Annotated in this window: 19 protein-coding genes; 11 read left to right on the forward strand and 8 right to left on the reverse strand. The window is 44.7% G+C overall.

Going from position 1 to position 22,854, the window contains the following annotated elements; all coding sequences use genetic code 11:
- Positions 1–13: 13 nt before the first annotated feature.
- Positions 14–997: a GTP-binding protein gene (locus AB4517_RS08345; RefSeq protein ID WP_017082085.1), complete on the reverse strand. Its 984-nt coding sequence runs from the start codon at positions 995–997 to the stop codon at positions 14–16.
- A gap of 541 nt (positions 998–1,538) precedes the next feature.
- On the opposite strand from AB4517_RS08345, the gene clcA reads away from it, so the two are divergent.
- Both clcA and AB4517_RS08355 read left to right on the forward strand, forming a co-directional pair.
- Positions 1,539–2,945: a H(+)/Cl(-) exchange transporter ClcA gene (clcA, locus tag AB4517_RS08350; protein WP_372148192.1), complete on the forward strand. Its 1,407-nt coding sequence runs from the start codon at positions 1,539–1,541 to the stop codon at positions 2,943–2,945.
- 206 nt (positions 2,946–3,151) lie between these two features.
- The gene (locus AB4517_RS08355; protein WP_104216296.1) at positions 3,152–4,132 is read left to right on the forward strand and encodes a TDT family transporter; all 981 of its coding nucleotides are present in this window, start codon (positions 3,152–3,154) and stop codon (positions 4,130–4,132) included.
- Positions 4,133–4,290: 158 nt separating this feature from the next.
- Here AB4517_RS08355 and hmpA read toward each other — a convergent pair whose 3' ends face one another.
- The gene (gene hmpA / locus AB4517_RS08360) at positions 4,291–5,487 is read right to left on the reverse strand and encodes an NO-inducible flavohemoprotein (RefSeq protein WP_372148193.1); all 1,197 of its coding nucleotides are present in this window, start codon (positions 5,485–5,487) and stop codon (positions 4,291–4,293) included.
- Positions 5,488–5,855: 368 nt separating this feature from the next.
- Between hmpA and norR the strand changes: the two genes are divergently transcribed.
- Both norR and AB4517_RS08370 read left to right on the forward strand, forming a co-directional pair.
- Complete coding sequence (gene norR / locus AB4517_RS08365; RefSeq protein WP_017062637.1) at positions 5,856–7,448, forward strand: nitric oxide reductase transcriptional regulator NorR; 1,593 nt, start codon at positions 5,856–5,858, stop codon at positions 7,446–7,448.
- A gap of 89 nt (positions 7,449–7,537) precedes the next feature.
- Positions 7,538–7,897 carry a glutaredoxin gene (locus tag AB4517_RS08370; protein ID WP_017062638.1) on the forward strand — a complete coding sequence of 120 codons (360 nt, stop codon included), beginning with the start codon at positions 7,538–7,540 and terminating at the stop codon, positions 7,895–7,897.
- Between the two features lie 109 nt (positions 7,898–8,006).
- On the opposite strand, the gene AB4517_RS08375 is transcribed toward AB4517_RS08370, so the two are convergent.
- A complete protein-coding gene (locus tag AB4517_RS08375) occupies positions 8,007–8,642 on the reverse strand; it encodes an OmpA family protein (RefSeq protein WP_372148194.1) in 636 nt (211 codons plus the stop codon).
- 258 nt (positions 8,643–8,900) lie between these two features.
- Between AB4517_RS08375 and AB4517_RS08380 the strand changes: the two genes are divergently transcribed.
- The 6 genes from AB4517_RS08380 to AB4517_RS08405 all read left to right on the forward strand — a co-directional run bounded on the left by AB4517_RS08380 (position 8,901) and on the right by AB4517_RS08405 (position 14,514).
- Positions 8,901–9,527 (forward strand): thioredoxin domain-containing protein, encoded by a 627-nt coding sequence (locus tag AB4517_RS08380; RefSeq protein WP_017062641.1) that lies wholly within the window; start codon positions 8,901–8,903, stop codon positions 9,525–9,527.
- Positions 9,528–9,603: 76 nt separating this feature from the next.
- On the forward strand, positions 9,604–10,077 hold the full coding sequence (locus AB4517_RS08385) for an FKBP-type peptidyl-prolyl cis-trans isomerase (protein ID WP_017062642.1): 474 nt from the start codon (positions 9,604–9,606) through the stop codon (positions 10,075–10,077).
- Positions 10,078–10,265: 188 nt separating this feature from the next.
- The gene (locus AB4517_RS08390) at positions 10,266–10,856 is read left to right on the forward strand and encodes a TetR/AcrR family transcriptional regulator (RefSeq protein ID WP_017062643.1); all 591 of its coding nucleotides are present in this window, start codon (positions 10,266–10,268) and stop codon (positions 10,854–10,856) included.
- Between the two features lie 143 nt (positions 10,857–10,999).
- Positions 11,000–12,031, forward strand: a complete 1,032-nt coding sequence (locus tag AB4517_RS08395) for an NADP-dependent oxidoreductase (RefSeq protein ID WP_372148195.1) — start codon at positions 11,000–11,002, stop codon at positions 12,029–12,031.
- A gap of 35 nt (positions 12,032–12,066) precedes the next feature.
- Complete coding sequence (locus tag AB4517_RS08400) at positions 12,067–12,687, forward strand: glutathione S-transferase family protein (protein ID WP_017064479.1); 621 nt, start codon at positions 12,067–12,069, stop codon at positions 12,685–12,687.
- Between the two features lie 150 nt (positions 12,688–12,837).
- Positions 12,838–14,514, forward strand: coding sequence for an RluA family pseudouridine synthase (locus AB4517_RS08405; RefSeq protein WP_102333491.1), 1,677 nt, complete (start codon positions 12,838–12,840; stop codon positions 14,512–14,514).
- Positions 14,515–14,680: 166 nt separating this feature from the next.
- On the opposite strand, the gene AB4517_RS08410 is transcribed toward AB4517_RS08405, so the two are convergent.
- The 3 genes from AB4517_RS08410 to AB4517_RS08420 form a co-directional block, all read right to left on the reverse strand.
- Complete coding sequence (locus AB4517_RS08410) at positions 14,681–14,974, reverse strand: YkgJ family cysteine cluster protein (RefSeq protein ID WP_080582263.1); 294 nt, start codon at positions 14,972–14,974, stop codon at positions 14,681–14,683.
- 175 nt (positions 14,975–15,149) lie between these two features.
- Positions 15,150–16,334: a D-alanyl-D-alanine carboxypeptidase family protein gene (locus AB4517_RS08415; RefSeq protein ID WP_017064476.1), complete on the reverse strand. Its 1,185-nt coding sequence runs from the start codon at positions 16,332–16,334 to the stop codon at positions 15,150–15,152.
- Between the two features lie 178 nt (positions 16,335–16,512).
- The gene (locus AB4517_RS08420; RefSeq protein ID WP_017064475.1) at positions 16,513–17,100 is read right to left on the reverse strand and encodes a DUF4136 domain-containing protein; all 588 of its coding nucleotides are present in this window, start codon (positions 17,098–17,100) and stop codon (positions 16,513–16,515) included.
- A gap of 268 nt (positions 17,101–17,368) precedes the next feature.
- Here AB4517_RS08420 and AB4517_RS08425 point away from each other — a divergent pair, with 268 nt between their 5' ends.
- On the forward strand, positions 17,369–17,623 hold the full coding sequence (locus AB4517_RS08425) for a YgjV family protein (protein ID WP_017068159.1): 255 nt from the start codon (positions 17,369–17,371) through the stop codon (positions 17,621–17,623).
- Positions 17,624–17,758: 135 nt separating this feature from the next.
- On the opposite strand, the gene AB4517_RS08430 is transcribed toward AB4517_RS08425, so the two are convergent.
- Complete coding sequence (locus AB4517_RS08430; RefSeq protein WP_372148196.1) at positions 17,759–19,222, reverse strand: diguanylate cyclase domain-containing protein; 1,464 nt, start codon at positions 19,220–19,222, stop codon at positions 17,759–17,761.
- Positions 19,223–19,515: 293 nt separating this feature from the next.
- On the reverse strand, positions 19,516–22,683 hold the full coding sequence (locus AB4517_RS08435; RefSeq protein ID WP_372148197.1) for a chitinase C-terminal domain-containing protein: 3,168 nt from the start codon (positions 22,681–22,683) through the stop codon (positions 19,516–19,518).
- Positions 22,684–22,854: the final 171 nt, after the last annotated feature.

The following is a 22,854-nucleotide window of genomic DNA, read 5'->3' on the forward strand; positions in this document are numbered from 1 at the left end:
AGTTAAAATGGCGCTATTTGATACCACACAGCTTGAGTAGAATCTGCTCGAGATCGTCCCAAGGCATTAACTGCGAGTCGATCACTTCAAGACGAGACTCAAAGCCATCAAGGGAAATTTCATTCACTGACACCACTTGATTCGCCACGTTAAACGCATAGCAACCTTGGTCAGTATTCACCACGGCTTTTACACGCTCAGCCGTAAGATCCGACAGCATTGAAAACAGCGCATCAAAGTCGAACTTATGCTCTGCGCCAAATAGCCAACCGCAACTGAAATAGCCCTGACCTTTATTCTCTTTACGGATGAACGCTTCACCGGGAGGAAGTTGGAATTGAGGCTCTTGTTCAGCGTGATCGTGATGATGCGCTTCAATATGAGAGGAAGCACTGCCGTATACTCTTTCAATGTCCAACACTTCCAATGGCACTTCACCATCGTGAATTAGCTTATGGAAGACTTTTGCTGGCGTTTGATCCGTCACCCAATCATTGAACACATCGATGTCTTCAGAATGAACAAGGTCAACCTTAGTACCAAGAATCACATCTGCACTGTCCAGTTGATCATTGAAATTCTGATTCGACGTGTACTTTTCATTGGATAGGTTTCGTGGGTCAACCAAGCCAAGCGTCGCTTTTAAATCAACATAAGGTGTGTATTGCTCTGAAGTGAGTGTCGCAATAACCTGTTTAGGATGACCAAGCCCAGTTGGCTCAATCAATAAACGGTCCGGCTTTTGGCGCAGTAAGGCATTAATACCTACCGACATAGGCACACCTGCAGTACAACACATGCAGCCACCCGGTACTTCTTTAATTAAAGCACCTTGGTCTGTCATTAATGCGCCATCAATGCCGATTTCGCCAAACTCATTAACCAGGACAGCCCAGTTTTCATTCTCAGGTTTATTTTTGAGCAGGTTCAAAATAGCTGTCGTTTTGCCAACACCCAAGAAACCCGTAATTATGTTTGTAGGAACTTTTTTGGTCATATCAGTTCTCCTTTTTAAGGGAGTATATACACAATCACGGAGAAATTGACCCCAATCGCTTGTTTATACGGAGAATGATTTAAGCCAGAAGTTGTATGAGTGTCACTAGAAAAGGGGGGAACGAAGAAAAATGAATGCTCCAGACGAACTAAAGGCGTACTTATCAGTACGCCTCACTCTCGTTACTCAATCGTGAGTTCGCGAATCAGGAAGCCTTAAATATCGACCTGAACAATTAACGAGAAACTAAAACTTTGTATCTGAATCCATCCAAATTGTGTGTAAAACCTCACTTCTCCTTGCGGTTCGTTATGTTGCTTTACGATTTAACTATGGTTCATTTTTGGGGATATTCAAGCCACCATCAGAGAATCGATCAAAATTGTGACGGCGATTCCACAATTGCCCATAGATTCCATTTATGTAACACGTACATTCCATAAATGAAATTCAACTTTTCATCTTTGCTGCTATAGGATATGCAGAGGACGCGTATAATTTATGACAACCCCGCCTTAACCCATTCAGGAGCCTTATTTCAATGACCAGAAGAGAGAAAATTAAGCAATCCTTATTAGCCAAAATGCCAAGGGATGCTATTAATCAATTTCTCTCAAGAGATAAGACACCCGCTTCCGTTCTCTTTCTTTCTTGTATTGTAGGTGTACTTGCTGGCGTAGTGGGTACCTATTTCGAAGTCGCGGTTCATTTCATCACAGAAACTCGTACCGATTGGCTTAAAGATGAAATCGGTAGCTATTTACCCCTTTGGTTGGCCGCTTTCCTTATTAGTGCTGCATTTGCCTTTATTGGTTACTTCCTCGTTCACCGCTTTGCTCCAGAGGCTGCAGGCTCAGGCATCCCCGAAATTGAAGGTGCGATGGACGGTATGCGCCCTGTTCGATGGTGGAGAGTATTGCCAGTAAAATTCTTTGGCGGCATGGGCGCGTTAGGCTCTGGTATGGTTTTAGGCCGTGAAGGGCCAACCGTTCAAATGGGCGGCAGTATCGGTCGTATGGTCACTGATATCTTTCGAGTCAAAGACGATGACACTCGCCACTCACTGTTGGCTTCAGGTGCCGCTGGTGGCTTAGCCGCCGCATTTAACGCACCACTGGCAGGAATCATGTTTGTGGTTGAGGAGATGAGACCACAGTTTCGCTACTCACTCATATCAATCAAAGCTGTCATCATCTCAGCAGTTTCAGCCAACATTGTATTTCGTTCTATCAATGGCCAATCTGCCGTTATCACAATGCCTCAGTACCAGCCGCCTGAACTCGACGCACTTTGGTTATTCTTATTATTAGGTGTGTTGTTCGGCCTGTTTGGTGTGATTTTCAATAAACTGATTACGCTTTCCCAAGACCTGTTTGTGGCGATCCACAAGAATGACCGTAAACGCTACTTGATGACAGGCACCCTACTTGGCGGTTGCTTTGGCTTGTTGCTCCTTTATACACCTGAATTAACTGGTGGTGGTATTGGTATCATCCCGAACATCACGAATGGCAGCTACAGCGCCAATGTGTTGTTGTTGATTTTCTTAGGCCGAGTCCTCACTACCCTGCTTTGTTTCGGCTCTGGTGCGCCAGGCGGTATCTTTGCACCAATGCTTGCGCTAGGAACACTCTTTGGTTATGCGTTCGGGCTTATCGCAGCGGCATTCTTTCCCGAACTGAATATTGAACCGGGTATGTTTGCAATTGCTGGCATGGGAGCATTATTTGCCGCCACCGTGCGAGCGCCTATCACTGGCATACTGTTGGTTATCGAAATGACCAATAACTACTACCTGATCCTGCCGTTGATCATCACCTGCTTAGGTGCGGTAATCATTGCTCAAATGTTAGGTGGGCAGCCAATTTACAGTCAACTGCTTAACCGTACGCTGAAAAACGAAAAACTAAGACAACAAGATCTCCCTCAACAAGAGGAAGTACGTTAATTACAAATGACTCATGAAACAAAAGCACACATTCAACGTGCTTAATCTCCCGATTCCGTATCAAAATCAAAAAAGCAAACGTTAAACTTGGTATCATCCACTCAAAATTAGTTGAGTGCCCTCAAAATCTATTGATGAAAGGCCTACACACTCTAACTAAAGCAAATATTCTAAAAGTCTTTAATTAACTAAGTCGGAGTAAGTCGTTGAACTGGAGAAGATTAACCCAAGTAAAAAATGTGCCGCCATCTCAGGCGTCTTTAGCACTTGGCGTTATTGGGTTAGGACAAGCTTGGGCGTTATATATCCCGGGCATTGGTGAGATAATTCGTCCCTACCTCGCTGCATTCGGCGCGCTATTATTGCTGCCTGTTTTACTGCGCTATTTAACGAGCTTTAATACCTTCCTTAATGACATTCGCCACCCGTTAAGTGGAAGCTTGATGGCACCAATGAGCATGGCTTTACTGATTCTGTGCGACTATTTAGCCGAGATATCGCCAGCTATCGCCTACCCAGTTTGGTTCTGCGCGCTATTGCTGCACTTTACCATGATGGTGTTGTTCTTTAGTTTTCAGATCATCAACTTCAAAATGTCGAACATTGTACCGAGTTGGTTTCTGTATCCGGTCGGTTTGATCAGCAGTTCCTTAGCTGGCACACAGTTCGGGCACACCGTATTTTCAGAAACACTTGCGGTCACTTGTATTGGTATCTATTTCCTTATGTTGCCAGTGGTGTTATACCGCTTGGTGTTCGAAGGCAATCTTCCTCGCCGAGCAAGACCAACACTCGCTATCATGGCAGCTCCGGTTAACTTGTCTTTAGCCGCTTACTTGGTTAACTTCGACAACCCAGACCCGATTCTAACAGGTGCATTGGCGGGCATTGCCATCACCATGACTTTGTTGATTTACTTGTGTTACATCCGCCTAATGCGTTTGAAGTTCCAACCTTCGATTGCTGCCGTCACCTTCCCATCTGTGATCAGCGCTATTGCCATGCATCGTCTAACTACATTTTTCGGCGCGGAATACCCACAATGGTATTGGCTACACAAGTTTGGTTTCTTTGAGCTAACCATCGCCACCATTCTAGTGATTTGGGTTGCCGGTGGTTACGTAAAAATGTACTGGCCTGAGTTTTTCGATTCCGACTACATGTCCAAGAAGATGAAACGTTCTTAGATAGAAGCGAAAAGATCTTAGCTGAACCATCGTGTTCTGCAGTAGTCGATGATGTCAGACAAAACCAACCAAACCCAAAAAGGCCTCACACTGTGAGACCTTTGAATAGGCAAGGTATTAATAGTTCAGGCGAGTGTTACTAGAAATGCCGAGACCTATTAGAAGTTAGCGTGAGGGCCGAATACTTCGTAGTGAACGCGTGAACGGTCAACTTTCATTGCATCTAGCTGCTCTACGATGTTCTTCATGAAACCAACAGGACCACAGATGTAGAAATCGCTCTCTTCAAAGCCTTTAGTATCAGAGATAGACGCTAGATCCATTTGACCTTGATGCGTGTTTTCACATGCAGATTCATCTTTGTTCATGTACCACGTTTTCGCTTCCCAACCTTTGTCGGCAACAATATCTTTAACACGAGTCGTGAAAGAGTGTTGGCCTACGTTCTCACAAGCGTGAAGGTAAAGTACTGGCTCGTTTTTATCTTCCGTGTTTAGGAACTCAAGCATAGACTGCATTGGCGTTACACCAACACCTGCAGAGATAAGTGTTACTGGCTTGCTGCGCTCTTGATACATGAAGTCACCCGCTGGTGCGTATAGGCTAACCTCATCACCAACAGCAACCGTATCGTGTAGGTGGTTAGATACAACGCCTTGTGTCTCTTGGCCTTGTCCTTCACGTTTAACAGAAATACGGTATTGCTTGCCGTTTGGCTTATCAGACAGTGAGTATTGACGAATCTCGCTGTATTGAGAGCCTTCTGGTTTCACTTCGATACCGATGTATTGACCTGGTGTGTAATCCAGAACTTCACCGCCGTCTTTTGGCTGAAGGATAAAGCTTGTTACTAGCGCTGACTCTTCGATTTTGTCTGCAATCACAAACGCACGCGCTGCTTCCCAACCACCAACAGCTTGCTTACGCTGTAGGTAAAGTTCAGCTTCACGATCGATGAATACTTGCGCCAAGAATAGGTAAGCGGCTGTCCATGCTTCTTCCACTTCTGGAGTAAAGGCGTCAGCAGCTAGTTCACGTAATGTCTCAATCAGGTGCAAACCAACAATTTGGTAGTGCTCTGGTTGAATGTTAAAGCTTGTGTGTTTCTGAGCAATACGTTCAACGGCAGTTGTTAACGCTGCTAGATTTTCAATGTTCTTTGCATATGCCGCGATAGCTTCAAACAGTGCTACGCCTTGGCGACCTGTTCTTTGGTGAGTCATATTGAAGATATCTTTCAACTCAGGGTTATGCGTGAACATACGTTGATAAAAATGCTGAGTTAAAGCTGGGCCTGCGCGCTCAAGTAGAGGAATAGTAGATTTGATGATTTCGATATGTGCATTGTTAAGCATGAATTTACTCCGAACACTGAGCCTTATGACCTATATGTCATTTTGACTACTAAAAATTAAGAATGACTTATCGATTTTCTGAAACCTTAGTTATTTTTAGAAACTGAGTTATTTTGACTCGTTTTCATTTCAAAAAATCGCGAAACCTGATTAATGCAACCTGATTGATTGAGATCAAGAATAGTCTGTTTAATCAGCGCTATAATTGGGCTTCTCTGTATCTTCTGCACAATCAGTGCCAACTTTATCAATCCCCGTCATTACTGATTTTCTTCTCAAAACTCATCTTATAAAAATGTCAAAAAGACCTTTTTTTTAAGTCAATAAGACTCTATTATGTAGATAAACACACACAGTTAGAGTTTTTTATGCAAGATATCTCCGCATCTACCCTCATGGAAATGACCATTGGCCTCGCAAGTGGTGTCAACGATCAAGATCGTTTCAATCGCCTGATCGATGCCATTCGCAAAACCATAACGTGTGATTGTGTCGCGCTTTTAAGCCTTCAAGGCGACACGCTAGTACCTATCGCAATGCAAGGGCTCAGCCGAGATACGTTCGGTCGTCGCTTTATCATTTCAGAACACCCACGGTTTGAAGAGATCTGCGCGTCTCGCTCTCCTGTTCGTTTCGATGCTGACAGCTCCTTACCCGATCCTTTCGATGGTTTGCTTATTGACCATGATGGCGATTTACCAATGCATGCTTGTATGGGCTTGCCTTTGCTATTTGGCGATAAGCTCTTAGGTATTCTGACTCTAGACAGCTTGAAACCTGATGTCTTCGCGAATATTCCGGCGCGTAACCTTGAAGTACTGGCAGCTATTGCAGCCTCAACCATGCAGATGGCACTGACCTTCTCGCAACTTGAGCATCAAGCAAAACAGTCAAAGCAATTACTCGAAGAATTGAACGTAGAAGCGTGGGAACGTGACGGCGGTGAGTTGATTGGTAACAGTGACACCATGGTCGCGCTTAAGAACGACATCGCTGTTGTAGCTCCATCTGAGTTTAATATCTTGATTCATGGTGACACCGGGGTTGGTAAAGAGCTTGTGGCTCGCACCCTGCACCACCAATCTCAACGTAAACGTAACCCACTCGTCTACGTAAACTGTGCTGCAATTTCTGAAAACTTAGTAGAGAGTGAACTGTTTGGTCACGTTCGTGGCGCGTTCACTGGCGCAGACAAAAACCGCTTAGGTAAATTTGCTTTAGCCGATGGTGGCACACTGTTCCTTGATGAGATTGGTGAATTGCCTTTGGCCGCTCAAAGTAAGCTCCTACGTGCGCTGCAAAACAACGAAATCCAACCGGTTGGCCAAGACAACATTCAAACTATTGATGTTCGAGTATTGGCAGCGACAAACCGAGATCTAAAACAAGAAGTTGAAGACGGTCGATTCAGAGCCGATTTGTACCACCGATTGAGTGTGTATCCTATCGCGGTGCCAGCACTGAAAGATCGTGGTGACGACATCAGCCTATTAGCGGGTTTCTTCTTAGAACAAGCGCGTCGTAAGCTTGGTATCAACCAAGTTAAGTTCCGCTCCGACGTTCTTTCTTTCCTAAACCGTTATGGTTGGCCGGGTAACGTGCGTGAACTTGAGCATGTGATCAGTCGTTCCGCATTGAAAGCGTTAGCGCGCAGCACCAATAAAAACCTGGTGACAATCACCAAGGAAGATTGTGGTCCTCTAGACCAAGATCAGCCAATTGCGACGACTCAGGTGAAAAACACACCATTATCGACACCAACGATCGACCTTTCTGCAGGGCTACGTGGTGCAACGGACGATTTTCAACGCAGTATCATTACTGAGGTGTTGGAAGATGCCAACTTTAACTGGGCACAAGCAGGGCGAGTTCTGAAAACAGACCGAGCAAATCTGACTCGACTGTCTAAGCGTTTAGGGCTAAATGTGGCTAAGTCTCATACGATCGAACGGACAAAATAGATATTAGCGGTTTGTTGCGAGCATCTGACAAAACTTGTGTATATAATGCTGCAAATTGTAACGCTAATTTTAAATATGTAGAGAGAGTTATGAAGTTTATCCGTTGGTTCTTAGGTCGTGTCATCTTGTTATTGAATTTTGTTTTCAGCCCACGTGGTGTGAAGCGTTCTCAAGAAGAACAAAGCAAAGTGAATGAGCAAGCAAAAACGCACACGTTATACCAATTCGAAGCGTGCCCATTTTGTGTGAAAGTGCGCCGCGCGATGAAACGTCAGTCGGTTCAATTTGAACTTCGTGATGCAAAAAACAACGAACAACACCGTGCTGAGCTTGAAGCTGGCGGCGGTCGTGTGAAAGTGCCTTGTCTACGTATCGAAAAAGACGGCAAAACTGAGTGGATGTACGAATCTTCAGATATCGTAACTTACTTAGAAAAGCAGTTTGCATAAGCAATAAAGCAACAAAAGTCAGATACAAAAAATCCCTCGAATGTGAGGGATTTTTTATGTCTGTTATTTGGCGTTAATCGCTTCAAATTGGGCGCGAAAGTTCAAACGACTACTTCGTGACAATCAGCATCAATTCAACACGGCGGTTACACGCCTTGCCTTGCGCAGAAGCGTTCGTACAAGCTGGAACATACTCACCGAAGCCACGAGTATAGATGGAACGACTTGATACGTAGTTACTCTCTAATCGAGCCTTCACTTCTTTTGCTCGCTGCTCTGAAAGCGGATCATTGATTCGATCTGTGCCCGTGTTATCGGTGTGCCCTTCAATCACCACATCAATATCTTGGCGTTGAGCAAGGTAGTTGCCTAGCGTATCTAGCCATTGATTATACGCTGGCTCAGGGAATGCTGAACCTGTTTTAAAGTTCACGTGCTGCTCAAGCTTTACCATCACATGGTTACCCGGCAACACTTCAAAATCGATACGGTTTTGTCTTAAAAAGACTTCCAGTGGATCGTTAGTCGAAACGCCACGTCCGTAGTTGGTCGTGATGGTTCTGTGTTGATGAGTGCTGCTCTGAATCGAGTACCCACGATTGCTTGCTACATGAGTCGTTTGAACCACACCCCATTCAGGATGCATCAAGTCGTAATCGGTTTGTGGTGCAGTCTCTAGCATGTCACCGCCAAGTAAGTCAGTTGGTGACGTGGCTTCACACCCAGCCAAAGCTATGCTTAACATTATCGCTAAATATCTCATTACTTCACCAACCACTCATGCAGATAAACCATTCACTAATGTCTATATCGGCACCGAGGGAAAAACTTTAGACGAAAAGAAAGCAGAACCCAAAAAAGTGCTGTTGATCACAGTTAACCGTCTACTAGCTTGTCTTCAGCCGCTAGTTCGAACTGTTTGCATTTATTTACCTTATAATTGTTTTCCAATTCGTACTAAATAGTTAGAATCTCACGACTTCTCAACGCTAGAGCAAACATTATGTTTAAACCATTTACTAAATTCATCACAGCACTCGCTGCCGTACTCATTATCGCGGGTTGTAGTGAAACAGACGAGCCACAAAAAGGCGTTCAATACGAAGCGCTTCCTACTGCTCTAACAGAATTTAACTTGTCTCCGATCACTGAAATCTTCTCTCTTAACTGTGGTCACTGCCGTCAAATGGAAAGTGCCATTCCAGAGATTGAATCTCTAACAGACCAAACTATTGGCAAGATGCACGTGACGTTCAACGAAAGCGCTCAAATCAGCGCAATGATCTACTACACAGCAGTGATGCAGCTTGATGCGACGCCTGACCACGCATTCATGGACGACCTATTTGGTGCCGTTCAAATGGGTGCAGATGCAACACCTGAGCAGCGTCAACAAGCACTAGAGACAGCGTTTACTTCTCGTGGTTTGGTTAGCCCATACCAGCTGAATAAAGAACAGCAAGTCGCTCTTTTCGACTACGTTAAGCAAGCAGAAGAGATCTCAGTAAAAGGTCAGATCAACTCAGTACCAACCTTTATCATCAACGGTAAATACCAAGTACTAACAGCAGGTCACCAAGACGTTGCTGGCATTGCAAAAACGATCAACTACCTTTTGACTCAACCATAATCACGGCTTTAGTCAACTGATTAACACATTTTGTATTAACTACGAAATTCAGCACTCAATATAAATAGGTTTTACTATGTCTAAATTTGTCATCCCGGTCATTGTCTTTCTTTTGGCGGGTTTCATGATTTACCGTACTTGGACGAATCATAAGTCTGGCGGAGAAAACTTCGAACAAGGCCAACAATTTCTAATTGAAAACGGCACTAAAGAAGGCGTGATTACGACTGAAAGCGGTCTTCAATACCTTGTTCTTGAAGAAGGTACAGGCACAGAGCACCCAACTAAGAACAGCAAAGTAACGGTTCACTACCACGGTACGCTAATCGACGGCACTGTTTTCGACAGCTCTGTTGAGCGCGGCGAGCCAATCTCATTTGCTCTTAAGCAAGTAATTAAAGGCTGGCAAGAAGGTTTGACTTACATGGTTGAAGGCCAAAAAGTTCGTCTATTTATTCCAAGCACTCTAGCTTACGGTAAAGGCGGTTCAGGCCCTATCCCACCATCATCGACTCTGATTTTTGATGTAGAACTCATCTCTATCAAATAATCGAAGTTACTGATTTAAGCCCCAACATACGCGCTATGTCGGGGCTTTTTTATATCTGAACATTTGAAGCCTCTTTAGATATTGAGCTATTTAGCTATTTAGCTATTTAGCTACTGTAACAACGACCAAATATACCCTCGAAAACCGACCACTAGACGACTGGTCTAATTTAACTTATAGTACCGCCCATGAACGAAAAAACGAATGACACACGCCTGCATGTTTTAGATGTTGGCTACCAATTAATAGTGAACAACGGCTTTAACGGCGTTGGCTTATCGCAATTGCTTAAAGAAGCGGACGTGCCGAAAGGGTCGTTTTACCACTACTTTAAATCGAAAGAGCAATTTGGCGAGGCTCTGATCCAGCACTATTTTGAGACCTACATCAGCAGAGTTGAAACTATTTTGGTTCATGGTGAAGGCAACCATTACCAGAGAATTGTCAGTTATTTCACTCGATGGTCACAGATTGAAAACGGCACCTGCAATGCTCATAAATGCTTGGTCGTTAAACTCAGCGCGGAAGTTTCTGATCTTTCTGATCCTATGCGCCAAGCGCTATTAAAGGGTGCAGAAAAAGTGACGAATACCATCGAACAGTGCATTGTCGGCGGTATTGAAGATGGCTCCATAAAGGTTGAAGAGAGCCAAGAAGCAGCTCAGAACCTATACTCAATGTGGTTAGGCGCCAGCTTATTGAGCAAGCTGAGCCAAAGCTCACATAGCTTACAGTCAGCTTTGAGCCTTACCGAACGAATTTTAAAAGGTGAAAGCTAATAACGCGCAGCGCGCTTTATTGGCTTTAACTTAAAAAAATCACCCGCCCTCTTATCAATTTGATGACGGCGGGATTTTTAGACAATAAGACTAGACGACTGGTCTAATTCTAAATGTATAAAATACACAATTAAGGACATCCAATGACTCAACAAGACAATCGCCGAATCGTATTGGCTTCTCGCCCAGTTGGCGCACCGACTCAAGACAACTTCCGTTTAGAGACAATAGCTGCGCCAAGCATCAAAGACGGCGAGATGTTACTTCGCTCAGTTTACCTTTCTCTAGACCCATACATGCGTGGTCGTATGAGCGATGCTAAATCCTACGCAGATCCCGTTGCGATTGATGAAGTGATGGTAGGCGCAACCGTATGTCAGGTTGAAGAATCAAACCACGCTGATTACGAAATTGGCGAGTGGGTACTGGCTTACACAGGTTGGCAAGATCTTGGTGTGTCTAACGGTGAAGGCCTTATCAAACTAGGTAAAGAACCAACGCACCCTTCTTACGCGCTTGGCATCATGGGTATGCCTGGTTTTACTGCTTACATGGGCTTGCTTGATATCGGCCAACCTAAAGAAGGCGACACGCTAGTCGTTGCAGCAGCAACAGGTGCTGTAGGCGCAACCGTTGGACAAATCGGCAAACTAAAAGGTTGTCGTGTTATCGGCGTTGCAGGCGGTCAAGAGAAGTGCCAATACGCGAAAGAGGTTCTTGGCTTTGATGAATGTATTGACCACAAAGCTGACGACTTCGCGGAGCAATTGGCTAAAGCGTGTGACAACGGCATCGACGTTTACTTTGAAAACGTTGGCGGCAAGGTATTCGATGCAGTAATGCCTCTGCTTAACACAGGTGCTCGTATTCCTGTGTGTGGCCTTATCTCTCAATACAATGCGACTTCACTGCCTAAAGGACCAGATCGTATGTCTAGCCTGATGGGTATGCTGCTTGTTAAAAGAATTAAGATGCAAGGTTTCATCATCTTTGATGACTACGCACACCGTTACAACGAATTTGCTGTTCAAATGACAGAATGGTTGTCTCAAGGCAAGATGCACTATCGTGAGCACCTGGTTGAAGGTCTAGAAAATGCGCCACAAGCATTCATGGGCCTATTGGAAGGTCAGAACTTCGGTAAGCTTGTTATCAAAACGAACGAAGCTAAATAAATTCAATAAACTGAACCCGTTAACTAGGTAGAATCATGATTACTTTGCATCACCTGAATAAGTCGCGCTCAAAGCGCATCATCTGGCTATTGGAAGAGCTTGGGGTAGATTACCAAATCAAACCCTACCAACGAGACAGTGTCACTTTTCTTGCACCACCAGAACTCAAATCCATTCACCCATTGGGTAAATCTCCTGTCATTGAAGACGATGGCGTCGTGATCACTGAATCTGGTGCTATCACGGAATACCTAATCGACAAATACGGTCAGGGTAAGTTCGCACCTACACGCGGCACCGCAAACTACGTTGAGTATTCGCAATGGCTTCACTTCGCTGAGAGTTCAGGTATTTTGCCAATGCTGCTTAAGATCTTTGTAATGAAGGACGGCTGTGAAACTAACTTCCTAGGCGGTTATGCAGACGATGAAAACCAAAAGATCCTCACTTACGTGAATAATGCACTTGAAGGTAAAACCTACTTGGTTGCAGACACACTAACAGGTGCAGATTTTATGATGTCGTTCATCGTAGAAATCGTGGGTAACTTTGGTGCAACTGCGCTTTACCCTAACATCGCTAAATACGGTGAACTTTTAAAGAGCCACCCTGCTTACCAAAAAGCTGAGCAAGTAGAGCTAGAACACTCGAACTGATCGAGTTTCACTCAAACACGTGCTTGCTAGAGTAAACACAAGAAACTAAATGAAGCCAAAGCCGATTTATCTTCTGCTTTGGCTTCTCATTTGTCTTCATTTCGACAACAATACCGAACTCTAACTGAACAGCCATAGAGTTTGATCTTAATGCCAACAAACGTCGCTCAATACACACCTCTGCACCTAGCAAACACGAATGTCGATTTAGCGCTACCGACTCGTTTTACGTTTCCGTATTACTATACCCCGCACCCTGTGTGTGAATTCGCTATGCTGCAGCTTCAGCAATCACTTGTCGACTGTGGTGTGAATGAAACCTCGCAAGGTAATCTCTACGCTGTGCTTCTTGTTCAGAATCCAACCACACAAGGGTTAGGTTACCTTTCTGCGTTTTCAGGCTTGCAGTTAGATCCGGCTTTGGTCTCTCAGTTAAACAACATTCACTTTGTTCCACCAGCCTTCGATTCAAAACAGTTTCAATCTCAAAACAGTGCGAACCTTGCTCGACAATTGCAGCTCTCGGACGACATTGAAAAGCTGCAACAGTCGCACAATCTAGACACATTATTGGCCGAGCTTGAAGGGTTAAAAATCGAATCAGCAAAAGCTATCGAAGCCTTTCAGTTAGCAATGGCCGCAAACAAAGCTCAGCGTAACGAACTCAGAGAACAAGCCAATCAAGAAAAAGCATTAGGGAATCTAGAGTCAGCGGCGAATTTGCTCAAACAACTGGGCAATCAAAGTAGCCAAGAGAAACGTGACCTAAAAGCACTTCGTATTGAGTGGAAACAGAAGATCGCAGAGCGCCAATCACAAATTGATTTGATTGAAAGCGAACTGAAAAACCGTAAGCAAGATCACCAAGCAGTTTCACAACAGTTGGAAACTCAACGCCTCTCTCACTATCGCTTTATCAATCAAGCCAAGCAATCTAAGAATTTACTCGAGTTGCTCGATGGTAAAGACGCGCTTGAAGGCTCTGGTGACTGCTGCCTACCAAAGCTGCTTAACTTCGCCTTTGAACACGGGTTCAAGCCGTTAGCTTTGTCTGAATTTTGGTGGGGATTACCGCCTACAGACATCATTCGACAACACGCAAACCTCTACCCTGTTTGTCAGAGTAAAAGCTTTGAGATCCTCGAACACCAGTTAAGTGGCATAGAGCTAGAAGATAACCCGCTTATCGTGAACCCTGCGGTTGGTAAGTCTTTTAATATTGTTTATGAAGACGATGAAATCGTAGTCGTCAATAAGCCTGAAGAGTTCTTGTCGGTTCCCGGTAAGTTCATCGAAGATTCAGTTTATACCCGCATAAAAGCGCGTTACCCGGATGCGACTGGTCCTTTGATTATCCATAGGTTGGATATGTCGACGTCAGGTTTGTTGATCTTGGCGCTCACGGCGGAATCAAACAAGCATATTCAGAAGCAGTTCATTAATAGAACCGTAGAGAAACGCTACACCGCTTTGTTAGATGGCGAGATAACGGGCGAATCTGGCAATATCAGCCTTCCTTTGCGCGGCGACATCACGGACAGACCAAGACAACTGGTTTGTCACCAACACGGCCGAAATGCAGAGACCCATTGGCAAGTGGTTAGCACTCACAATGGCAAAACCAAGGTTCACTTGTACCCTAAAACAGGGCGAACCCACCAGCTGCGAGTGCACTGTGCTCATCCATTAGGGCTTGCTGTACCTATTCGTGGTGACGACTTATACGGATACAAACGCGAGCGCTTACACCTGCACGCTGGCTACTTAAAGTTGATTCACCCGACAACCGGTGAATGGATGGAGTTTGAAGTGCCTTCCGAGTTCTAAACTCTAACTTATCGAGCTAAGACTCTTATCTCACTCAATATTTGATCTCATAAAACGCATCAAGGTTCTACAACTGCTTAAGGTATAGAACCCTGATATTTAATTTTAATGTGATTATCACAGTTCATTAGCGTACTTTAGTTACTGAGTTCAATACTGCAGACGCCTAGCCCATCACATCTTTGCGCTGGTCAACACATTCGAAAGAGCCCATTTCGAACTCGCGACAGATCCATGGTCGGTTTTCGTAGATAGTACACATCAGTGTTTCTCTATCTACCGCAGAACACCAGCCGTCGTCTAAGCGCTTCATGGTTTCACCGCCCCATTCATCATAAGCGATGTGCTCTTCAGGTACGCCCGTATCTGTGATGATCATAACCTCTAAACGACAACAGCATGCCTGACAATTTGCACAGGTTACTTCGGGTTCGGTTACGTTCTTTATATCTATCGTCATAAGTGACTACACTGCTAAATTTTGCGTATAGTAATCGAAACCGCCCGCTACGGCTAATAAAGATAGTGCGGCGCGGCGTTTTCATTGATGTAGAAATAACAAAGGGCGCTGTGATTCACTCACAACACCCATAATATTTCGACTTTTCAGCGCGGCTTATCGCCACAGGCTCTATTTAGAACAGGCTCGCGAAGAACAGCTTAACGTAGTCTATTAAACGTTTGAACAAACCGCCCTGTTCAACCGCTTCAAGCGCGATCAAAGGCTGAGTTTGAACATCTTCGCCATCAACGGTGTAATGAACCACACCTAGAGTTTGACCTTCTGCAATTGGCGCTTTCAGTTCAGAGTTAAGCTCGATAGATGCAGTCAGCTTTTTACTGTCTGACTTAGGCAACGTAATGAACGTGTCTTCTGCCACACCTAATTTCAATGTGTCTTGCTCACCAAACCATACCTTCTCTTCAGCCACTTGATCGCCGCCTTTATGCGGGTTTAGTGTATCGAAGAAACGGAAACCGTAGCTCAACAGCTGTTTGCTGTCTGATTCACGGCTCTTAACGCTTGATGCGCCCATCACAACCGCGATAAGTCTCATCTCGCCTTGTGTCGCTGAACTCGCCAAACTGTAGCCAGCACCAGAGGTGTAGCCCGTTTTCATGCCATCAACGGTTAAGCTTCTATCACGCAACAAGCCATTACGGTTATGTTGAGTGATGCCGTTGTAACTGAAAGAGCGTTCGCTGTATAAGCCATACACATCCGGTAAATCACGAATAATGGCACGACCGAGTAACGCGATATCGTAAGGAGTCGAATAGAGGTCGTCTGCATCCAAACCATGTGCATTGGCAAAATGGGTGTTTTCTAGCTTCAGAGAGGTAGCCCAAGAGTTCATCAGGTCAACGAATGCATCTTGTGAGCCTGCAACATGCTCTGCAATCGCAACGCTAGCATCATTACCGGATTGAATAATCAAGCCACGATAAAGATCCATCATTGCTACATCGGTGTTTACTTCGATGAACATTTTTGAAGAGTCTGGGAAGTTCTTCGCCCACGCGTTCTCACTGATTCGTACCTGATCATCAGCAGAGATGTTGCCTCGCTTCATCTCTTGACCTGCCACATAGCTAGTCATCAGTTTGGTCAAGCTTGCAGGGTTTAACTTCGTATGTGCGTTTTTTTCTACCAGCACATCACCAGAATTAAAATCAATTAACACATACCCTTTTGCGCCTAGGCTAGGTGGGCTTGGTACTATAGAAGGTGCTGCGATAGCTGCATTACTTACCATCGCGGCGTTACTTACAATGAATATACTTAATAGAGGGAGAGAGTATTTGGAAAACAGTTTCATTGAATCAAACCTAAGTTAACGTTTTGAGCAGTATAGACAAATGCTAGCAAAAGAAGCGCGAACTTTACGTTGCTTTACGTATTTGTACCATTCGTTACAAATAAAAAAGTATAATCTGCGATCTGACCATATTTTCCACAACTAATATTTACTCCACGAATGCATTCAACGCCTAATGCTATCGCTCAGGCATGCGTCTAAATAACATTTCAACAAAGCCAGTAATACGCTGTTTGCTCTCGCTTGGCTCTAAATCAGGTTGGATGCCAGACTGTGCTAATGCTTGCCATTGTACGACCTCTGAGTTAGGTACGAAAAACGCAATGTACAACGACCCTTTCTCCGCGACTTTACCTTCACCATCGTAAAATGGCACACCAGTAGATAGCTTAATCGCATCGAAGATAGACTCATCGTTCAGTTCCGATTCTTCCGCTAATCCAAAGCCTACAACAACATCACCGACACCATCCTGCTTTAACTGATAACCTTTACTTGAGAGCTGTTCTTGAATCGAATCACGCACTAAATCGGTTACCACGGTTTCATCGTATTTTTGAGAAAGGTAAACCTTTTCTGACTCAGGGTGCCAGGAGTACGTCATCACGCCGTGTTTCATGAAACCAAAGTCACCGCTAGTGACCACACCATAATTGTGTGTGGGTGGTATTTCTTGCGTAGAGCATGCGGTCAGCCCAATAGCCATCAAAGCCAATAGTGCTGCTTTTTTTATGCTTTTTGTTGCACAAATGGATCGTTTTATCATTCGAGGCTTCCTTACCTATATAAGAATAACTATCAATTCAACCTCCAACATAAATAGTAATTATGTTAATAGAAAGGTCATTAAACGTTTGCGTAATCGCTAACCTTCACCTCTGTCTGTTTTGGGGGTTTAATCACAAAAACAGAGTTGGTATAGTTCTCCCCGTTAAACAAAACCAGACCATTCGAGGCACGGAGCTTCCTCAATCATCTCATGAAGAGAAGAATTGGTACCGACAAAGTATCGGCAAATTTAAGAGGGTCAAACAATGGAATTCAATATGGTTGAAATTTTAGGTTACGCTGCGTCTATTATGGTCGCAATTTCATTAACAATGAAAGATATCGTTCGTCTGCGTGTCCTTAACTTTATTGGCTGTGCACTCTTCACAGCATACGGCATCATGATTGACGCATGGCCAGTTGCAGCCACCAACGGCTTTATCGCTTGTGTAAACATCTACTTCCTTGCAAAAATGCAAAAGGAAAAAAAAACGGAAGCGATGAAAGCAGCGAAAGCTTAAATTAACGATTAGCCTTTCAAATAATTCTGAAAAAGCCCAAATAGAGCGATCTATTTGGGCTTTTTTGTGTTTGTCGTTCTCAAGAGCTCGATTTGTGTGAACAAAACTTTTCAATTCAATGAGGCTTTCAACCGATCACATGTAAGCAATGTGATATTCGTTCTCTCGATACGCTTGAGTGTTGTTACGCCCACTCTCTTTTGCTTGATAAAGCGCTTTGTCGGCTTTATCGATAGCGGTTTCAATGTCAGTCAGTGCTTGAGCATGGCAACAACCAGCGCTGATTGTTACTGGCGACACTAAGCCTTGAAGTTGCTCAACACATAACCGTAACGCCTCTGATAATTCGAATAACTCATGTTCATCACAATCAAACGTCACCAAAATAAACTCTTCACCGCCATAGCGTGCAATCAAACGACGACGGTTAACAAATCTCTTCAGTGATTTTGCGACCTCACAGATAACCCTATCGCCTTGAGCATGACCATATTGATCGTTCACCCGCTTGAAATGGTCAATATCCAGCAAAATGACACCGACATTTGTTAGCGGATAAGGCGACCTTTGAGTAATTTTCAGTTTTAGCTGCTCGATAAAACTCCGTCGGCTAGGAAGGCCTGTGAGGTAATCGAGGCTCGCAACATCCAATATTTTGAGATGACGATGCCGCAGGTAAAGCACCAGAACAACAATGATACTCAGTAGACTAACAACCAACGTCATCAAACTTGCCAACAATAAGCTGTGGTTCTTGTTGAGCTCTTGTTCTAAGACACCAGCAGAAATAACCCAATTAAGATACGGATAAAACTTGTAGAAGATGTTTTTACTCGTCGTGCCATCTGCCGTAGAGATAGAGTAACTAAAGTGACCTTCAGGTTCATCGACGACTTTATCGATAAGCAACTCTGAAGAGTCATCAATCAAGGTTTTTAAGTGCTCGTGTTCAAAGTTAGGTTGAAGGACTAACGTGCCTTGTAAATCAAAGATATATACATAGCCACTATCGCCATACGAGTACTTTCTCAATTTGTCTTTAAGTGCTTCGAGATCAACCAGGTACATCAGTTCATCTTTATAGGTGGTCGCCACCAATGTATTGCCACTCGGTAGCCTCACTGAATATGCGACCTTCGCACGCTTGCCAACTTCATGTGGATTGGCGTGCGAGTATTGGGTCATTCCAGACTGTAAGCTCAGTTGTTGTTGAATATGGGTTAAATGCGCGCGATTTTTCCCTTGTAAAAACGGGTGATATAGATGAATACCTTGTGGTGACATCAGGTAGATATAACCAGACTCTCCAATCACCAATTCGTTGGCAATTCGAATGACTTCTTCAACTTCTTGTTCTGGAGAGACACGCAGTGCGTGAGAGGCGACGGTATCAGTCACACCTTTTAGATAGGTTTTGATCGCTTCGTTGACTGTGGTGTCTACGATGTCGTAACTCGCGTTCACAATCGTACGAAAAAACAGTTGGTTAGATTCCAACAATGACCTTTCAGTTCGATTAAATTGAAAGGCAGAAAGAATCATCGACACGACGGCGAGCGCAATTGAAAAATTAAGAATGTATTTACGTCTGACTTTCAAGATTACCCCATAGCTTTCTAATTTTAGGTAACGCTATTTTTTTGTTATAGGCAGACTGTTTTATATCATACTTATCTATTTTACTGAACGAGTGTCGATATTCTGAGAGGTTTCTATACGCAATCTGTGACTTATAGCAAAAACGCCGAACTGGATTCAGTTCGGCTTTTTGATTTTACGTCTAGATTGATTACTTAATTGATACTAATTCCTGATAAATAGACTTAAAAGCATTTGTGTTTATTACCTATTACTACACTCTATTGTCTATAAATAGTTTGCTTAGCATTAAATTAAGAACAAACTTGAGTCCAGCTACCATCGCTACCCGGTTCAGAACTTGTCCACCAGTTTGCTTGGTAAACACTACCGTTGTGAACCACTTGGTCTCCTGTGTTTGCATGGCTTGGGTTACCTGCCCAATCTTTCTGAGGTAAGTCTGGGTAAACCGCTAAACCTGCCGTATCACATGTACCTGGATTGGTGCCACCATCGCCAGGGTTACCGCCACCTGAACTGATATCACCTAATGGTAGATCTGGCTGCTCGAAGCTAAACGCGTAATCAACGCCACCGACATTCACCGCGTAGTTAGCAGGGCCAGAAATTGGCAAGTAATACACCATGTCTAACTCATACACACCGCCAGCAGGAAGCTCTTCCCATGTCGGCAACGTAAACGCCACTCGGTGCATGGTTCCATCTAGTCCACCGATGTTATCCGCGCGAGTATGACCTGAAGCAATCACGGTCAAACCACCACCCGATTGATCTTTCGCGTTATCAGGTGCAGATACTGGGATATCGAATTGGAACTCAGTTCCACCCGGAAGAGCTTGCCCTGTGTTGTTCGTGAACGTGATCTTAGGGTTGATTGGGTAGTTTTGGTCACCGACTTTGAAGCCACCAACCGATACCGCGATATCTAGCGCTTCTGTTGGAATAGCACCCGTCGCTACTTTGTTTCCATATGGTGTTGCAGACTTAAACTTATCGTAGATAGCTTTCGTCATGGTGTTACCCATGTGGAACTCACCGTTACCGCTGTTACACGCTTGCTCAGTCGTATCGATAGAGCTTCGGTTGCCATTCGCATCGAGAACATAACAGTTATAATCCCCTGCTAGTTCCCAGAACATAATGCCGCCGATCTCTTTGTCGATAACGTAGTCCGCTTTCACGTCGATAGACTGTTTATCTTCTGTTGAAAGGAATACGCCCTTCTCTGCGTTCCACAACCAAGGGGCAACCGCCACACTGTCGTAGTTTCTCGTGTAAGTGCCCGTTAGAACATCTGAAGGATCATTCACAGGATCAAGCTTGTAAGCTTCAGCGTAAGAGCCCCAAATACCCTTCTCTAGGTTCTTCGCGTGCCACATAGGGTTAGAACCCGCGCCCATTTCGTTACCTTTTGGATCGGTATCGTGCCACATGTTGTCGATACCAATAGCGCCATGGCCACAGTTGTTTTTCTCGCCTTCACCCGTACCCGCTGAACATTCAGATTGGTTTGGCAGTGCTGCTCGGCCCCAAAGACCATTCTCACCACCCGTTACGCCTTGCCAACCACGAGTGTAGTAAGGCACACCGATGTTAATACGGCCTGCTGGCATAGAACCACGGAAGTAATGGTAAGCCCAATCCGTGTTCAGATAACCAATACCACCGTAAGCCGCCGTGTCGTATACGTTCCACTGCGCTAGCTCTGAATCTTTACCCGTATCAAACAAGGCTGCGTTATGACCTACGTGATCGTTCCACGCACCGTGAAGGTCGTAAGACATGATGTTTACGTAATCGAGGTACTTGGTTACATCGAATGTTTCCATACCGCGTAATAGGTAACCAGAAGAAGGCGCTGCGATCGTTAACATGTAGTGATTGCCATCTTGCGCAGACGCCGCATCGAGCTTCTCACGTAGCACTTTCATCAACACTTGGTACGACGCCCACAGGTATTGACGACGCGGCTCCATGAAGTCTTTGTCGTATGGGTTACCTGCGCCAGCCATAGAAGTTGGGTATTCGTAATCGATATCTAGACCATCGAACTGGTACTTACGCAGCATTTCGACCGCTGAAGTCGCGAATGTTTCGATACCTTGATGGTTGATAGAACCATCAGCATTGGTCGTCATGGTGTAGAAACCACCATCAGCCACGCGGCTGCCATCAGTCGCGAAGTGACCACCTGTTTCAGCCCAACCACCGATTGAGATTAACGTTTTCACGCCGTGTTTTTTCTTCGCTGTCGCTAATGCACCGAAGTGACCTTTGAAGCCTAATGCCGGATCAACTTCCACACCCGGCCACTCTTTACCAACCGCTGCGTTATTTGGATCGTTTACATCACCGACGTTTACTTTGCCATCTGAACCGATGCTCACGAAAGCGTAGTTAATGTGTGTGAGTTGTTCCCAAGGAATATCATTTACTAGGTAAGCAGCTTGTGGGTCATCCCCTGCACGCCAACTTGTGAAGTAACCAATGACACGACGGGGATGGTCTGCGCCCATTTTCTCACGGCCTTCATCATCGTAAATTGTACAGTAAGGAACATCGACACCTTGAGTTTGATATAAGCCATCAGGGCGACATGTGCTCACTGTTGGAGCGCCGTTCACGGTCAAAGATGCCAACGCAGAATCTGCAGTCGCACCTTGGTCGTCTGTTGCTTTCGCGTAAACCGCTAAAAAACCCGCTTGAGTTGTTGTGTAATCTAACGTGTAAGGGCTCGTTGCAGCAGTGCCCACAAGAGCACCCGCTACGTAGAAATCAACCTTATCAACCGTGCCATCGCTATCTGCTGCCGTTGCTGTCAGTGTGACTACACCACCAACATCAACAGATGTCACTGAAAGTGCAACTGAAACTGTCGGTGCTTCATTCCCTGGTTGTGCTGAATCAACAGAAACAGAAACCGCACTTGCAACACTTGCTGCGCCTTCATTATCCGTTGCAACAACAGAAACCTGATGATTACCCGACGTTGCAGCCCAAGTCGTTTCGAAAGGTGCCGCTGTGACTACCGCAACAGATGCGCCATCAACAAAGAACTCAACCGAAGCCACACTGCCATCAGAATCTAGTGCTGTTGCACTCAATACAACATTATCGCCTTCAGTAATCACGTCAGAAGCAGAGGGTGCCGTTAATGAAGCCGTTGGTACTTCATTTGGCGTACCGCCACCTCCGCCACCACTACACACATCAATCTTTTTCCATTGTGCATAGTCACCCTCAAATTGGCTCGGGTTGTTATTTTGATTCCAGTAATTCGCTGAGTACGCGCTGCCGTCATGTGAAACCTGATCACCACCGGTGTACACCGTGGCGGAATCCCACGCTTCTAACGTTGAACAATCCACAGCCGCGTAGCTGTTGAACGCCATTAAGCATGACGCGGTGAGAGTACTGAGTGTAAAAACCTTCTTGGCCACTCTTCCTTGGTTTAGGTGCATGTTAGCTGTCCCTTAAGTTATTGTTTCAAGATGCTTAATTTAAGTGTCATATTTCTCATCACTTAAATCTCTTCGCAAAACAACTGTAGGTAACAGTGCCAATTTAACACCTAAAATATTCGATATTTATAAAATGACTCGCATTAATTTGTTTATAGCATGCAATGAGTC

Source organism: Vibrio sp. 10N.222.52.C3, from assembly GCF_041474195.1.
GTDB lineage: Bacteria > Pseudomonadota > Gammaproteobacteria > Enterobacterales > Vibrionaceae > Vibrio > Vibrio crassostreae_C.